Genomic DNA, 12,569 nt, shown 5'->3' with positions numbered 1-12,569 from the left:
CTTTCAAGAGCCTTCCAGAACCTTCCCTTCGACCCGAGCAACCAGGCCATCGATGACGGAATTCGCAAGCGCAGACACCATCCGGCCAGCGACAACGACGGCAGCCGGCAACGAACGCAAGCGCGGCATCGACCGCGTCATCATCCTGCTGGAGGCGCTGCTGCGGCAGCGCGCGCCGATGCGCGTCGGCGATATCGCGCGGAAGATCGGGGCGCCGCGCTCCACTACCTACGAGATCGTCAACCGCCTGCTCGAAGCCGACATGCTGGAAACGGTCGGCAATGACGGCCACGTCTATTTCGGCCGCGCCATGCACCTGTTCGGCTGGGCCTACAGCCATCACAACGCCCACTACCCGCGCATCATCGAGGCGCTCGAGCGCCTGGCGGCGGAGTCCGGCGAGACGGTGCAGCTCTGCGGCCTGCGCGGCAACAAATATGTCGTGCTCGACAGCCGCGACTCCGTCGGCCCGTTCCGCATCTCCAGCCAGGTCGGCGTCGAGGTGCCCATTCCCTGGACCGCGTCGGGCCGGCTGCTGCTCAGCCACATGGACGATGATGCCGTCCGCGCCTTCATCCCGGCCGAGGATTTCCGGCTACCGGACGGCCGGGTCATCGCGGAGGCGGAGTTCCTCGGCGACATCGCGCTGGCGAAGCAGCAGGGCTACAGCGAAACCGCGGCGCTCGCCGACCGCTTCACCTGGTGCCTGGCGGCGCCGATCCTCGACGGGCGCGGCCAGGTCTCGCTGACGCTGTGCTTCGTGCTGCCGGTCGATACGCCGGAAGCCCGCCGCGTCGCCCTGCTGGCGCAATTGCGCGAGAGCGCCGCCGGCCTCGACCTGACCGGCGACTAGCGCCTCGTCGACGGATCGCCGGCTCGCCGGGCGCATTGGCCCATCAGATCGTGATTGCGAAGCGGCCGCCGCCGTCGTAAAACGTTTTTCGGTAAATCGTTTTGCGGCGATGCCGCCTTGCCGAGAGGTCCCGTCCATGTCGGACAAGCCGGTCTCCATTCGCGACGTCGCCGAGCGGGCCGGCGTGTCGCCCGGCACCGTTTCCAATGTCATGAACGGCAGCAAGCCGGTCAACCCGGCGCTGGCGGCGCGGGTTCGCGAAGCGGCCCGCGAACTGGGCTACCAGGCCGACCGGGCGGGCGCGCTGCTGCGCACCGGCAAGGCGCGGATCATCGCCGTCCTCGTTCCCGATCTCGACAATCCGTTCTTCACCTCCATCGTCTCGGCGGTGGAGAGCTGCCTGAGCGACCAGGGCTACGAGATCATCGTCGCGAGCTCGAATGGCGACGAGGCGACTGAGCAGTCTCGGCTCGCCGCCATGCTGGCCTGGCGACCGGCCGGGCTGGTCGTCATCCCCTGCTCCGACGAGTTTGCCACCCGCGCCCTGATCGAGCGGACGAGAATCCCCTATGTCGTCGCCGACCGCATCACCCGCGATCCCAGCGCCGACACCGTATCCGTCGACAACGTGAACGCCGGCACGATCGGCGCGCAGCATCTCCTCGAGCTCGGCCATCGCAACATCCTCGTCGCCGCCTCCGTGCTGTCGCTCGGCAACATTCGCGAGCGCTGCGCCGGCATCGCAGAAACGCTGGCGCGCGCCGGCGCGCCGGAACCGACCTTCCTCGAAGCCGGAAATCATTTCGAGCGCGCCGCGGTGCGGATCTTCCAGTGGCTGGAGGAGAACCCGTGGCCGACCGCCATCCTGGCGCTGACCAATTTCACCACGCTCGGCGCGCTGGCGGCGCTGGCCGACCGGCAGATCTCGGTTCCGCGGCCGATCTCGCTGATCGGCTTCGACGACTATGCCTGGATGCGGGCGCGGGCGACGCCGCTGACCGCCATCCGCCAGCCGGTGCCGGAGATCGGGGCGGCGATCTGGGCGAGGCTCAAAGCGCGGATCGAGGGCGACACCGCGCCGCCGGCGCATATCCAGCTCGAATGCAGCCTGAAGGTCAGGGCCTCGACCGCCCCGCCTTCGCCGCAGGACGGGATTTCGACAAACGCGGGCTGAACCCGCTTTTCACACCAGGGAGGAAAACCATGAAAAACCGATTGGGCGTCCACGCGCAGGTCTGGGTCGGCGGCTGGAGCCACGAGGAAGCGGCCCGCGCCATCGCCAGCACGGCCTCGCTTGGCTACGACTATATCGAGGCGCCGGCCCTCGATCCGTCGCTGATCGACATCGACTTCACCCGCAAGGAGCTGGAGAAGAGCGGGCTCGGCATCACCACCTCGCTCGGCCTCGACGACAGCTGCGACATCTCCTCCGGCGATCCCGACAAGAAGAAGCGCGGCGAGGCGCACCTGATGAAGGTCGTCGCCACCACGCGCGACCTCGGCGGCACCCACATCACCGGCATCCTCTATTCCGGCTTCCAGAAATACTTCACCGCTGCCACGCCGGAAGGCGTCGCCGGCGCGGTCGAGGTGCTGCGGCGCGTCGCCGAGGAAGCGGCGAAGAGCAACATCACCCTCGGCCTCGAAGTGGTGAACCGCTACGAGACCAACGTCATCAACACCGCCGCCCAGGGCGTCGAGCTCTGCAAGCGGGTCGGCATGGCCAACGTCAAGGTCCACCTCGACTGCTATCACATGAACATCGAGGAAGCCGACGCCGAACGGGCGATCATCGATACCGGCGACTATCTCGGCTATTTCCACACCGGTGAATCGCATCGCGGCTATCTCGGCACCGGCTCGATCGACTTCGTGAAGATCTTCCGCGGCTTGGTGAAGGCGAACTACCAGGGCCCGATCTGCTTCGAATCCTTCTCCTCGGCGGTGGCCGGCGAGCCGCTGACCGGCATTCTCGGCATCTGGCGCAATCTCTGGACGGACAGTACCGACCTCTGCCGCCACGCCATGGAATTCACCCAGGCCCAGATGCACGCCGCCAGGCAGGCGCATTCGATCAACAGCAGCGTGACCTGGTAGGAGACGACGCCGGCGCGGCAGCCCCGCGCCGGCGACCATGGGCGCAAGACATGTCGCGGAACGTCCGCCGCGACAGCGCCGCGAAGGAGCGAACGACCATCCGGGACAGCGCCACATTCCGAAAGGGAAGGCCAGTAAATCAAGCGGCCATGCGCCCCGATGCGGCGTCCGGATCTCGCTCGAGCGCCAATCTATCCACGCTGGCCGAGTAGTATAGTCAGGCTATAATTCAGGGCCTTGAAATCACCTTGACTCCAAAGGGCGAATGCTTAGCCTGAAATTGGTACGGAATTTGAAATATCGGGGCCTGCCACACCTTCGGGAAAAGTATTTCGCTCGGCGCCGTTCGAGACAGATGCCGCACGCCTGCATGGGCGGCGGCGTCCCATGCCTCGGAGAAGATCGCCCCGGCGGAATCGCATCGACGAACGGCAGCGCCGCCGCAGCCAGCCTCAACCTGCGCGTAGGTGTGCGATGGACCGGAATGTGGAAGCGACAGCCAGTCAGCCGCTCGTTCGCTCGACGGCGGCCCGGCCGGGCCTGCCGGAGCGCCGCCGGCGGACGGCGTCGATCCGGCAATACCCACTGAAGCGCGGCCTCGATGTCGTCGCCGCGTCGATGCTGCTCCTGTTCCTGCTGCCGTTCGGCATCCTCATCGCCGGCGTCATCGGCCTGAGTGGCGGGCCGGTCTTCTTCCGCTCGTCGCGCATGGGGATGAACGGGCGCCCTTTCCCGATGTACAAGTTCCGCACGATGGTTCCGGACGCCGAGCGCCTCCTCGACGCCTGGCTGGCGAACGATCCCCGGACCCGACTCGACTACAGCCAGCGCTACAAGCTGCGAGGGGACCCGCGCGTCACGCGGATCGGGCGCCTTCTGCGCCAGTTCAGCCTCGACGAGCTGCCGCAGCTCATCAACGTCGTCCGCGGCGAGATGAGCCTCATCGGGCCGAGGCCGCGCCTGCTGCGCGAGATCGCCGACGCCGGCAACTACAACCGGCGCCACTTCGAGGCCTACTATCTGTGCCGCCCCGGCATGACCGGGCTCTGGCAGGTGTCGGGCCGGTCGAACACCGATTATCACGCCCGCATCCGCCTCGACGCGCTCTATGTCCGGCAGATGAGCCTGGCGCAGGATCTCGGCATCCTCGCCAGGACCATCCCCGTCGTCCTGATGGGACGCGGCGACTGCTGACGGCCGGCTGGCTACGACGCCGAGAGCTTGAGCCCGAGGAGGCCGAGGATGATGAAGGCGACGCTGCCGATGCGCAGCAGGGTCGCCGCCTCGCCAAGGACGAAGATGCCGACGCAGAAAGCGCCGACGGCGCCGATGCCGGTCCAGATCGCATAGGCGGTGCCGAGCGGCAGCGATTTCATCGCGACCGCGAGCAGGCCGAAACTGACGATCATGGCGAGGATGGTGATGACGGACGGGGTCAGCTTGCTGAAGCCGTCCGAGTATTTCATCGTCGAAGCCCAGACGACTTCGAAGATGCCGGCGAGAACGAGATAGATCCAGGCCATCGGGCCCTCCTGCGAAAGGGCCGGGCCGTCCCGGACATGGTTCCCGATTTGGGGAGGTCGTTCCTCTTCCCGTTTATATACTTATGCCGCTGCGCCGGGGCAAGGCGCGCCCCTCAGCCGAGGGCGCGCCGGATCGCCTGCAGCCAGACGACGACAGCCTCCGCGCCTGGATCGGCAACGCCGACCACCCGCGCCCCGAGATAGCTGGAACGTCCGCGGCGCGAGGCGGTCGAGGACGAATCGCGCACGCCCTGCTGCGCGGCCTCGATCGCCCGTCCGAGCCGCCCGAGGCCATCGCCGGACGAGGACGGCTCCGCCTCCAGCACGGCCGCGGCAGGCAGCAGCGCGTCGAGCATGGTCCGGTCGCCGATCCGCGCGTCGCCCAGTTGCGCGATGGCGCGCGCGCCTTCGCCAAGCGCGCGCGACCAGTCGCCCCGGCCCGGCGCGTCGATCGCCTGCAGCGTCGCCGCGGCACGAAGCAGCCCGGCCGCATAGAGCGCGCCGGAGGTGCCGCCCACCGTGCGGCGGATGATGGCAGAGAGGCTGCGCAGCAGTTCGGCCGGATGCTGGCCGGCCAGCGCGTCCAGCTCACTCCCGATCGCCGCGGCGCCCCGCGCGAGATTGAGGCCGAGGTCGCCGTCGCCGACCTGCTGGTCGAGCCCGGTCAGATAGGGCTCCGCCTCGCCGAGTGCGTCGATGACCTGCTGCAGAGAAGCGCGGATCCGGGGATCGCTGGCTGGCGCGACGCCCGATTTCGGCGCGGACGCCGCCTGGCGCGCCGCCACACGGCGGACGACGCCGCCCTCGCCTGCCAGCCCCGGCCAGGCCGGCGCGGCGGCCGGCGCGCGGAGCGCTTCCAGCATCGAGCCGGAGAGCTTCAGCGCCGTGATCGAACAACCGGCCATCTCGATCGCCGTCAGGAAGGTGCCGACCCAGACGGCGTCGACGACGAGGCCGCGCCGGGCCGCCTGGTCCAGCGTTTCCCGGGCGACGATGGCCATCTCCATGCCGGGGGTGGCGCCGAGATTGTTGACGAGCAGCGCGACGCGGTCTCCCGGCGCAAGTTCCAGGAAATCGAAGACCCGCGCGCAGAGCCGCCGCACGATGTCGGCGGCGTCGGTGAAGGGCTCACGAGCGACGCCGGCCTCGCCATGAATGCCGAGACCGAGCTCGATCTCGTCCTCGGCAAGGGTGAAATTGGGTTTGCCGGCCGCCGGGACGATGCAGGGCGACAGGCCGACGCCCATGGTCGCCAGATGGTCGATCGCCTGCTGCGCCGCGCGGGCGACATCCGTGAGCGGCTGGCCCGCCTCGGCGGCGGCGCCGGCGATCTTGTGGACCAGCACGGTTCCGGCAAGGCCACGCCGGCCGGCGGTCTCCGACGCCTCGGCCAGCGCCACATCGTCGGCGACGACCACCATCCGCACGTCGAGCCCCTCGGCGCGGGCGATCTCGGCGGCGAGGCCGAAATTCAGCCGGTCTCCGGTATAGTTCTTGACGATCAGCAGGGCGCCGGCCGGCCCGGTCACGGTGCGGATGGCGGCGAGCACGGCATCGGTGGAGGGCGAGGTGAACACGTCGCCGCAGACGGCGGCGGTCAACAGGCCCTCGCCGACATAGCCGGCATGGGCCGGCTCGTGGCCGGAGCCGCCACCCGAGATCAGCGCCACCTTGCCGGCGTCGCGCAGCGCGGCGAAATCGGCACGGACGACGACGCGCGCCCCGTCGAGGACCGCCAGGTGATTCGAGGCGGCCACGATGCCCTCGATCATCTCGTCGACGACGGCCCCCGTCGTGTTGATCAGCTTCTTCACGTCTTGCTCCTCCCGAACCTCGCGTCCAGCCCCGCGTTTCCCCCGTCCCGCCTGCCTTGCCCGGCCGAGAAAGCCGTGTCACTCATCAAGGCAACAACCGGAGGAGCGGGGCATGCGATTGATCATCGGCGTTGCATTTCTGGTTGCCAGCTGCATCGCGTCCGTCGCCAGCGAAGCTTACGCCGAAAAGCTGAAGGGCAAGTTCGATATCTGGGAAGACTTCGAAGGCGGCAGGGTCTGCCCGGTCACGCTCAGCGACGAGACGGCGATCGGCGGTTTCGCGCTCGAGGGCGACGAGGCGTGCCTCGCCGAACTGAAGCTCGGCGGCGATCCCGCCGCCTGGTTCATCGACGGGGAAGGATCCTTCGTCCTGATCGACGCGACCCGCCATGCGCTCGTCCGCTTCAACGCGCTGGAGGACGGCTCCTTCTACGCCGACCGGAGCGCCGAGGGCCTCGACAACCTCAACCTGACGCCCGCGAGCTGATGCCGGCAGGCCGGAGCCGAATTCCCGCAGCCCGAATCCCGACCGCTTCCCGCCCGCGCGCAGGAAGATCCGCACCAAGGCGAGAATCGCGCTAGAATTGCCTGCCCGCAAGGATTGCGCGTGCGTGATTGATTCCGTTGGTCGTCACATGGGAGGTCAACATGAGTGGCACTGGCGTTGGCTGGATCGCAGCCATCATCATCGGCGGCATCGCCGGCTGGATCGCGTCGAACATCATGAAGAGCGATACCGGCCTGCTCACCAACATCATTCTCGGCATCGTCGGCGCGGCGATCGCGAGCTTCCTGTTCGGCCTGATCGGCGTCGGATTCGCCGGCTGGCTCGGTTACCTGATCGCCGGACTGGTCGGCGCCTGCATCCTGATCGGCGTGGTTCGAGCCGTCAGTCGCTAGAGCGCTTTCGAGCGAAATGGATACCGGTTCGCGAAAAAACGCGACAAGACAACGAGTTGGATCGTTTCGTCGTTTTCCGTGAAACGATGAAGCGATCTGGCTCGGTGTCTGGAGTGGCAAGAGCGGCCGGCTGCAGTCATCCGCTTGCGCGCCGTCGAGCCCGGCCATGTACTGGGGAATTCGTACCAGCCCATATCAGCCGGGCGTTCGCGTGCGCGCACGCCGCTTGGAACAAGGGAGCCGGCTCACGATCCCGACCCGCGTCGGCGCGGCGGGCGTCGGCCTTGACCGGAAGCGAATGACCTTCGGAAACTTGGGAGATTTGGAAAGGATGGTGGGCGTGACAGGGATTGAACCTGTGACCCCTACGATGTCAACGTAGTGGCCTTCAAGGTTTCCGCGGATTCCTGCGGTTCCTCCGGCATCCAAAATGTCGTTTTCGGACGCCTGTTCGCACTACGTTCACGGTTCCACGGTTCATTGAACCAAAGAGCACTACGTTGATGTCCTACCGCCGCCTCCGCATCCCGATTGCCGCCTGGATCTTCATAGCCGGGCTATGGGCTGTGCTGCTCTGGAATATAGGCGGGAACGTCTGGGCGCTCGTCAGGTGGATGGCGGGTGGTGAGGGCTAGCCCGCGAAGAACCGGCGCTCCTGCATAGTCGGCTCGCCGTACCACCGGCGCGGGTTGCCGCAGCAGGGCCCCGAACAGATGCAGAGGTGGTCATATAGAAGGTCGTAGTTGCCCGGGAGCCCGCGCGCCTTGCCGACGCTCTTAGCTCTCGCCTTCATGCGCTGCTTGTCGCGGATGCGTCTGGCGCGCTTCTTTTCCATTTATAGCTCCCGCGAGATAACTTCGTCATAAATGGAGAGGTGGCCGGGTTCCTTGTGAAGCCCACCGGCCGGGCCATCCGCTCTTCTTTTGCGACGTTGCGGCCTTAACCCCCTTGCGGGTCGTCGATGCGGCCCCCCGAAATTCTCGGGGCCACGATAAGCCAGCGCTGCGGCCTTCTGTTCAGGAGTGAGCGTGACGAAGAACCCCGTCATCCTCACGCCGACGTCTTCGCCACGTGCGTATGCCAAGGCTTCCTCGAGGCCGATGCGGATCTTCTCGAACGCCTTCTTGCTCATGATGCCCTCGCAAAGAAATAGCCCGGCCCCGTCCGAAGACAGAGCCGGGCTGATGATGGCGTCGCTTTTGTCCAGTGCTTCGGCTTCGTGCCTTCTCCAGGCTACTCGCGACTTTCGTTTGCCAGTCCGGACGCTCGAATCTCAGGTTGGCCTCGGGAGCGCCACTGTACCAACCGTTTCGTGGCTCACACCGAAGCGTGAGCGATAGGATCGACGCGGGCCGGGCCTACTGGACGGCAAGCGTCACTTCGATATGACAGCCCATCCTTAGAAGCGCCCGGTACACCTCTTCAAGAGAGGGATTGCTGAGCGTGCCCTTTGAGAGAGCCGAGATCTCCTTAACCGACATCCCGATGTCTTCAGCAATGACATTGATAGGGTCGTCGATCAGCCGATCAGAGAGCCCCTTGCGAAAGGCCCTCCAAGCCTGCATCCGCAGATCGGCCAGTTTGTCTTCGACTTCCAGATCGTCCACAGTAGGCTCCTGGCGCCGCGTCGAATATCAAGCGCCCGGCGATCAACCCGGGCGGCCTTCCGAGGAAGGACTTAGGCTGGACAGCCGGAACAGTTGGCGCCAGCAGACAAGATCGACGCGGGCCGGGCTTGATGCCCGGTTTCGGGTGGGCGTCGCTGGTTTCGTCCACAGCGTCCAAGGAGCATTTGCGCTCCCCGCTGCTTCATCCGTGCCAGCTGGCAGTACGCTTCCGGTCACCCTGAGATGCAGCCTTCCTCCGCGTCGCCCGCATTCTACCCCATGCCGAATCGCGTGTGAATCCCTAGGCGGGAGGCTCTACCATTTTTGTGGTTGACGCTATTTTGTACAAAAAGTACATTCCGGTGAAAATTACAAAAAAAGGCAACCCCACCCAGGACAACCCAGATGAAGAATTGTGAGACCTACACCGCGTCGGAGGCTAGAGAAAACCTTTCTGAGATCATCAACAAAGCACTATATAAGAATCCAGTGATCATAACGCGACGGAAGGAAGCAGTAGCGGTTATCCCGCTGGAGCTTTTAAACCGCATCACTGACTTGGAAGCAAAGTACGACGCAGAGCTGGCAGCTACTTCGCTTGAAGAGTTCGACAAAACGGGAGGAATCACTTTGAAGAGGCTTAAGGAAGAGCTGGGAATGTAACCCCCAGTAACCATCCAGATCGGAGCATTTTGACCGAGATCGAAATACGCATTGCGCCCGCTGCTCGCAGGGAAATTCGGAAGTTGAGCCGCCAAGCGCAGAAGACAGTGATCGAGGCTTTGGAGCTTCTGGCTTCATGCCCACGCCCTAAGGGCGTAGAAAAGATTACCGATCGACCGGACTTTCTAAGGGTCCCGGCCGGTCGGAACCACAGGATCATCTACCACATTAGGTCAAATGTACTCCTAATCGTGCTGGTGGTTCGGGACCGAAAAGATGCTTACAAGGGGCTCGACTCTCTCGACGCCAAGCTTGCCGCGGCAATCAGTGAGATAGCCGAGACCGCGCCGGTGCTCCGGCTGGTTGGACGTTGAAGTACGAAAAGGGCGCGGCTTCCGATGCCGCGCCCTTTCTGTTCCAATCCCCAAGGCTTGACGGCCATCGCTAGCCATGAACAAAACTGGAACATGGGCAGGATCGCGACAGTCGGGGAGTTTCTGGAAAGCGGCACGGGCCTCGGCATCCACTGCCTGGACTGCCACCGGTACGTCGAGCTGGACCTACAGCCTGTCGCCGAGCGGTTCGGAGCGGACTACCTCATCGTCGGCGTCGACACGCCATTCCGGCGTTCGCTGAAGTGCTCAGCCTGCGGAAGCCGCAAGATCCAGATGACGGTGATCGCGCCTGGAACGCGGGGCCACACCATCTCGCGGGACTAAAACGCCGACGCGATATCAACCCCGGCCTTGATGACTGCCCACCACATCACGCCGGACAGCCCGAGCAGGGCCGCCCACACTAGCGCTGCACGCATGGCTCAATCCCCCGATTGATGACGTAGAGTAACGCCGGCAACCCAGGCGGACAAGCTAGGCGCGCACTACCTCGCCGGCGCCGGGTAGCCGAGCAAGCGGTCGAGCTTGTCGTTCATTTCCTTGAGGGTGCCGCGGACGCCTTCCATCTGCGTCTCCACGCGGACGATGCGCATTGGCTGGTCGCCTGACGTGGCCTGTGCAAGCTCGAGGCTGGCCACCCGGGCGTCGAGCTTAGAAGCCCAGATGAGCCCGACCGCGGCCTGGAGCAGAAGCGTCACGATCAGGGCGATGGGAACGCGCTTGTCGAGATGCCAGCCGGACGAGGCTGGATCTTCCGTCGTTGGGTTCATTTCAGTCCCTTCCGGAGGCTCTCATGGAAAGCCACCGCATCGGCGCGCTTGCCATCGCATTTGCTGAGGGCGACGGCGTAGCGGGCTATGATCGCCCGCGCGTCCACTTCGCTGATGAGGGGGTGCTTGCACGGCGTGCGGATCGCGGCCGGCATCTGCGGGAGATCAGGGCGCAGCGCTACCCGGCCGCTGGAACATGTGAAGGCGCTCAACATCGGCACCGCGCAAACGATAGTCACAGCTGCCAGCCGGCGCCTTAGAGAGCGACTTAGCCAGATCGGCTTCATATTGGTTCACCTGTGCTTCAAGCTGTTCATTCTCGGCCGCGCGGGCCAGTTCGCGGGCCACGGCCTCGTCGAGCGCCTTGGCTCTGACGGCGGCTTGCCGGGTCTGCTCGGCGGCCATGGCGGCCTGCCACTTCTGATCGGAAGCTTGACGCCCATGGCGGTAGCCGTAGGCGTAGAAGCCCGCGAGGAACGCCAGAACGAACAGGGCGCCGCCAACCCAGCGACCGATGGGGGAAAGGAGCGCGGCGATCACTTCAGCCCCTCCAGGCACAGCTCGCGCTCGCCAATGCGCCGCTCGTCGCCATCCTTCCGGCGCAGATCGAGTCCCCGGATCACGCGCCCGCCGGCCTTGTTGAACCAGGTCATCGCCTCGCAGGCGCCGGGCCAGTCCTTCGCCATCGCACGCCTCGCCGCGGTCGAGCCGCAGACCGCGCCAACGCCGACGTTGTAGGAGAGGTCAAGGAAGGCGGCCTGGACGCTCAGCGGCGCGCCGTCAAAGCCGCGAATGCACTTCTGAAGCGGCCGGCGATAGTCCACCTCCAGCCGGCGCATCAGCATGTCGCTGCACTGCTTGTCGGTATAGACGTCGCCCGGCTTGACGCCCTTCGTCTCCCCGGCGCAGACCGTCCAGACCTTGCCGATCGAATCCCAGTAGGCGCGGTTCTCGACGCTCTCCCACGGCACGGTCAGATAGGTGGCGGTGAGCGCGACAACGCCGAGCCCAGAGGCCAGAGCGGCCTTTGCGCGCCTACTCATCGGCGCCTCCGCTCACTGCCTTCTGAGGAATGAAGCGAGAGACGGCCGCAGCGATGGCGACGACGAGCGTCACCCATGGCAGCCAGCCGTCAGGGAGAGGCAGCGCCAGCCCGACGAGCGGCATCGCCACATCGAGGCCCTGCACAAGGCAGATGAGCGCGATGAACCGCACGCTCCACGCGCGCAAGGCTACAGCGCGCCAGTTGGGCACGAGCATGAGGTATCTCCGGGGATGTGGGGTGACGTTGACGCGGGCGTCAGCAGGAAAGTAGCGTGGTTGAATTGCTACTGACGGGGGAACAAATGGTTGCGCCGCACTGGTCTCTGAATGAAAGCAGGACGCGTCTCGTAGTGGACTTCCCGACCGATCCGCCGGTTCGTTTTGACTTCGATGCAGACGAGGTCGACGAGTTCATCGCGAATTTGGCGATGACGCGGGCGGCGATGTTGCCTCCTCCGCCTATCGAAGCAGACCCCGACCCCGGCTCTCTAATGCAGGTGTCCCACATGGGCCGGTGGTATGTGCACCCAATGCCGGATCGAGAGGGGATCGCCCTCCTCCTCCTAGTGCCGGGGTACCGATGGATAGGGTTGTGGTTAGATAGGGCCGGTGGAGAGAGGCTGATCGAGATTGTCCGCCACGCCCTCGACCACCCACGATAGGGACGCTGATCACTGAACAGCCTTCAGCCGGAAGCGACCAAGTTTGCTTCGTCATACAGTATCTCCGGGGATGTGGTGGGAGGGTGGTTAGGCCTTGGGCCTATTCTTCAGGCGGGGGCGGCAGGAACAACGTCTCGCTGTCGAAGACGCGGATCGGATAGCCGTCGAAGAACGGCACCCACACGGCGTAGTCCGGATCGTTCAGAAGGCGGGCGGGGCTGACCCACTTGCCGACTAGCGT

20 protein-coding genes are annotated in these 12,569 nt (G+C 65.5%); 10 read left to right on the top strand and 10 right to left on the bottom strand.

Annotated features, from left to right (window positions below; translation table 11 throughout):
- The first annotated feature begins 52 nt into the window (after positions 1-52).
- The 4 genes from WFK98_RS20755 (at position 53) to WFK98_RS20740 (ending at position 4,144) form a co-directional block, all read left to right on the top strand.
- Positions 53-853 (top strand): IclR family transcriptional regulator, encoded by an 801-nt coding sequence (locus WFK98_RS20755; RefSeq protein WP_266340197.1) that lies wholly within the window; start codon positions 53-55, stop codon positions 851-853.
- A gap of 136 nt (positions 854-989) precedes the next feature.
- Positions 990-2,027, top strand: coding sequence for a LacI family DNA-binding transcriptional regulator (locus WFK98_RS20750; RefSeq protein WP_336801590.1), 1,038 nt, complete (start codon positions 990-992; stop codon positions 2,025-2,027).
- Positions 2,028-2,056: 29 nt separating this feature from the next.
- Positions 2,057-2,950: a sugar phosphate isomerase/epimerase family protein gene (locus WFK98_RS20745; protein WP_336801589.1), complete on the top strand. Its 894-nt coding sequence runs from the start codon at positions 2,057-2,059 to the stop codon at positions 2,948-2,950.
- Between the two features lie 486 nt (positions 2,951-3,436).
- The gene (locus WFK98_RS20740) at positions 3,437-4,144 is read left to right on the top strand and encodes a sugar transferase (protein ID WP_266340194.1); all 708 of its coding nucleotides are present in this window, start codon (positions 3,437-3,439) and stop codon (positions 4,142-4,144) included.
- A gap of 11 nt (positions 4,145-4,155) precedes the next feature.
- Here WFK98_RS20740 and sugE read toward each other — a convergent pair whose 3' ends face one another.
- On the bottom strand, positions 4,156-4,473 hold the full coding sequence (sugE, locus tag WFK98_RS20735) for a quaternary ammonium compound efflux SMR transporter SugE (RefSeq protein WP_336801588.1): 318 nt from the start codon (positions 4,471-4,473) through the stop codon (positions 4,156-4,158).
- A 113-nt stretch (positions 4,474-4,586) separates the two neighbouring features.
- Positions 4,587-6,287, bottom strand: a complete 1,701-nt coding sequence (locus WFK98_RS20730) for a dihydroxyacetone kinase family protein (RefSeq protein ID WP_336801587.1) — start codon at positions 6,285-6,287, stop codon at positions 4,587-4,589.
- A 112-nt stretch (positions 6,288-6,399) separates the two neighbouring features.
- Here WFK98_RS20730 and WFK98_RS20725 point away from each other — a divergent pair, with 112 nt between their 5' ends.
- Both WFK98_RS20725 and WFK98_RS20720 read left to right on the top strand, forming a co-directional pair.
- Positions 6,400-6,774: an AprI/Inh family metalloprotease inhibitor gene (locus WFK98_RS20725; RefSeq protein ID WP_266340191.1), complete on the top strand. Its 375-nt coding sequence runs from the start codon at positions 6,400-6,402 to the stop codon at positions 6,772-6,774.
- A 161-nt stretch (positions 6,775-6,935) separates the two neighbouring features.
- Positions 6,936-7,187, top strand: a complete 252-nt coding sequence (locus WFK98_RS20720; RefSeq protein ID WP_266340190.1) for a GlsB/YeaQ/YmgE family stress response membrane protein — start codon at positions 6,936-6,938, stop codon at positions 7,185-7,187.
- A 631-nt stretch (positions 7,188-7,818) separates the two neighbouring features.
- Here WFK98_RS20720 and WFK98_RS20715 read toward each other — a convergent pair.
- The 3 genes from WFK98_RS20715 to WFK98_RS20705 form a co-directional block, all read right to left on the bottom strand.
- A complete protein-coding gene (locus WFK98_RS20715) occupies positions 7,819-8,022 on the bottom strand; it encodes a hypothetical protein (protein WP_336801586.1) in 204 nt (67 codons plus the stop codon).
- Entirely contained in the window at positions 8,023-8,319 is a 297-nt protein-coding gene (locus WFK98_RS20710) for a hypothetical protein (RefSeq protein WP_336801585.1), read from the bottom strand.
- A gap of 226 nt (positions 8,320-8,545) precedes the next feature.
- Entirely contained in the window at positions 8,546-8,794 is a 249-nt protein-coding gene (locus WFK98_RS20705; protein ID WP_336801584.1) for a hypothetical protein, read from the bottom strand.
- A gap of 405 nt (positions 8,795-9,199) precedes the next feature.
- Here WFK98_RS20705 and WFK98_RS20700 point away from each other — a divergent pair, with 405 nt between their 5' ends.
- The 3 genes from WFK98_RS20700 (at position 9,200) to WFK98_RS20695 (ending at position 10,176) form a co-directional block, all read left to right on the top strand.
- Positions 9,200-9,457: a type II toxin-antitoxin system Phd/YefM family antitoxin gene (locus WFK98_RS20700; RefSeq protein ID WP_336801583.1), complete on the top strand. Its 258-nt coding sequence runs from the start codon at positions 9,200-9,202 to the stop codon at positions 9,455-9,457.
- 29 nt (positions 9,458-9,486) lie between these two features.
- Entirely contained in the window at positions 9,487-9,831 is a 345-nt protein-coding gene (locus WFK98_RS27405) for a type II toxin-antitoxin system RelE family toxin (RefSeq protein WP_442907469.1), read from the top strand.
- A 93-nt stretch (positions 9,832-9,924) separates the two neighbouring features.
- A complete protein-coding gene (locus WFK98_RS20695) occupies positions 9,925-10,176 on the top strand; it encodes a hypothetical protein (protein ID WP_336801582.1) in 252 nt (83 codons plus the stop codon).
- A 161-nt stretch (positions 10,177-10,337) separates the two neighbouring features.
- Here the strand turns inward: WFK98_RS20695 and WFK98_RS20690 are convergent, their stop codons facing one another.
- The 5 genes from WFK98_RS20690 to WFK98_RS20670 are packed head-to-tail and all read right to left on the bottom strand — an operon-like array spanning position 10,338 to position 11,882.
- A complete protein-coding gene (locus tag WFK98_RS20690; RefSeq protein ID WP_336801581.1) occupies positions 10,338-10,622 on the bottom strand; it encodes a hypothetical protein in 285 nt (94 codons plus the stop codon).
- A complete protein-coding gene (locus WFK98_RS20685) occupies positions 10,619-10,777 on the bottom strand; it encodes a hypothetical protein (protein WP_336801580.1) in 159 nt (52 codons plus the stop codon). Before WFK98_RS20685 ends, WFK98_RS20690 begins: the two co-directional genes overlap by 4 nt.
- Positions 10,778-10,787: 10 nt before the next feature.
- Positions 10,788-11,162: a DUF2514 family protein gene (locus WFK98_RS20680; RefSeq protein ID WP_336801579.1), complete on the bottom strand. Its 375-nt coding sequence runs from the start codon at positions 11,160-11,162 to the stop codon at positions 10,788-10,790.
- On the bottom strand, positions 11,159-11,665 hold the full coding sequence (locus WFK98_RS20675) for a lysozyme (protein ID WP_336801578.1): 507 nt from the start codon (positions 11,663-11,665) through the stop codon (positions 11,159-11,161). Before WFK98_RS20675 ends, WFK98_RS20680 begins: the two co-directional genes overlap by 4 nt.
- The gene (locus WFK98_RS20670; RefSeq protein WP_336801577.1) at positions 11,658-11,882 is read right to left on the bottom strand and encodes a DUF7940 domain-containing protein; all 225 of its coding nucleotides are present in this window, start codon (positions 11,880-11,882) and stop codon (positions 11,658-11,660) included. The genes WFK98_RS20675 and WFK98_RS20670 overlap by 8 nt, the downstream gene beginning before the upstream one ends.
- 56 nt (positions 11,883-11,938) lie before the next feature.
- Here WFK98_RS20670 and WFK98_RS20665 point away from each other — a divergent pair, with 56 nt between their 5' ends.
- A complete protein-coding gene (locus WFK98_RS20665) occupies positions 11,939-12,328 on the top strand; it encodes a hypothetical protein (RefSeq protein WP_336801576.1) in 390 nt (129 codons plus the stop codon).
- Positions 12,329-12,569 lie beyond the last annotated feature (241 nt).

It is taken from the genome of Kaistia sp. MMO-174, assembly GCF_037147815.1.
Taxonomy (GTDB): Bacteria; Pseudomonadota; Alphaproteobacteria; order Rhizobiales; family Kaistiaceae; genus Kaistia; species Kaistia nematophila.
The sequence above is the reverse complement of the archived record's forward strand: the minus strand, read 5'-3'. Positions and strand labels throughout refer to the sequence as shown.